At 66.2% G+C, this 1,619-nt stretch carries 2 protein-coding genes; both read left to right on the top strand.

The window, feature by feature from the left end:
* Positions 1-277 (top strand): uroporphyrinogen-III synthase (locus AUC71_RS00135; RefSeq protein ID WP_193426994.1); only part of this gene is annotated, 277 nt, incomplete at its 5' end.
* Positions 278-311: 34 nt separating this feature from the next.
* Positions 312-1,619, top strand: a 1,308-nt coding sequence (locus AUC71_RS00130) for a COG4223 family protein (protein WP_204376581.1), incomplete at its 3' end; no start/stop codon positions are given.

Genomic DNA, 1,619 nt, shown 5'->3' with positions numbered 1-1,619 from the left:
GCATCCGGTTGACACCCTGCCCGACGCGGTGATCGCCGATCTTGCGGGCGGGGAGATCTCGCGCGTCTTGCTGTTGTCGCCACGCACCGCCAGAACCTTTGCCAGGCTTGCGCAGCGTCACGGTGTGGTAACGGAGTCCAAGGGACTGGTTTGCTATTGCCTGTCGAAGGCGATAGCAGAGGCTGTCGCGCCGATGGGTTTCACGGTCCGCGTTCCGCAGCATCCGCGCGAGGAAGATCTCCTTGCGCTCCTGGACTCCGACGCGTCATCCTCGTGAGGAGCGCGATTCTTCTGGATGTGAAGGTAGTGAAGTGATGGGCGGCTCCTTCGACAATAAGGGCGGCGGCGATCAGGCGGGTAAGCGCCCGACGCCGACCATTGAAGGCACCGCGACCGAAGTCTCGGTCGAGCCGGAGGCCCAGGAAGCAAACAAAGGCGCCAACGAAAACGAAGAACGTGACCAGTCCGAGGTCAAGGACGAGGCCGCGGAGGACGCCAACGTGCTCCCGCCCAATGACGGTGACGAAGCAAAGACGACCGGCGAGGACGAGCACCCGGCGGAGACAAACAAACCGCGCGACGGCGGCCGCCGGTCCTTTGGTGCCGTCCTGCTCGCCGCCGTCACGAGCTTTCTCACCCACGCGACGGCAGGGCTCATCGGCGGCCTCGCCGTGCTGGCCGCCATCGCCTGGGGCTACTTGCCCATGAGCGCGCCGGCGGATGCCCCCGATCTCGCGCCCCTGGAGGGGCGCATCGCCAAGCTCGAAGCCTCGCCCCAAACGCCCGACAACCGTGAGGCGATCGAGAAGCTCGAGACACGTGTCGCAGACCTCGAGACCAAAGCGTCCGGCACGCCACCGGAGTTAGCGGCCCTGACCGACCGGGTCGCACAGCTCGAGACGAGCCTCAAATCCATGGCCGAAGCGGCGAAGGACGGCGGCTCCGTCGCCGACGCAGCGGCCATCAGCCAGCAGATCAACGAAGCCGAGAAGCGCCTCGACGAAAAGATCGAGACGGCGTTGGCGGAGGCTAGGACTGGGGCGGAGACCGACACCACGGCGATCGACAGCCTCAAGAAGGAGCTCGCCGACATCGCCGCCAAGCTCAAGGCTCTCACCGAAGCGGAGCTCGGTTCCGAGGAGGCGGCGCAGCTCCTGCCTGAGATTGCGGTGCTCGATGAGCGCCTGCGCAAGATCGAATCCACGTTGCCGCAGTTGCTTGAGGCGGTCGATGAAGACATCAACGACACCAAGCGGGCCACGCTTGCGATTGCCTTCGCCAATCTGCGCGCCGCCGTGGACGACGGGCGTCCCTACGCCGACGAACTCGCCGCGCTGACGCAGCTCTCGCCTGGCACCGGCGATTTCGGCAGTCTCCTCGACTACGAGGATACCGGCATTCCGACCATGCGCGCACTCACCGCGTCATTCGAAGGGGCCCGTGAGGACGCGCTATCCACGCAGCAGTCGAGCGGCGATGCCTCCATCATCGACCGCCTGTTGGGGAGTGCGGAGTCGCTGGTCAAGATCAGGCGCATCGACGAAGCAGCTGAAGGCGATCAGCCGGACGCCGTGCTGGCGCGCGCGGGCGCGAAGCTCGAGCAAGGCGATCTGGGCGCG

Source organism: Methyloceanibacter marginalis, assembly GCF_001723295.1.
GTDB lineage: Bacteria > Pseudomonadota > Alphaproteobacteria > Rhizobiales > Methyloligellaceae > Methyloceanibacter > Methyloceanibacter marginalis.
Note: the sequence above shows the minus strand (reverse complement) of the source record. Positions and strands in the feature narration are given on the sequence as shown.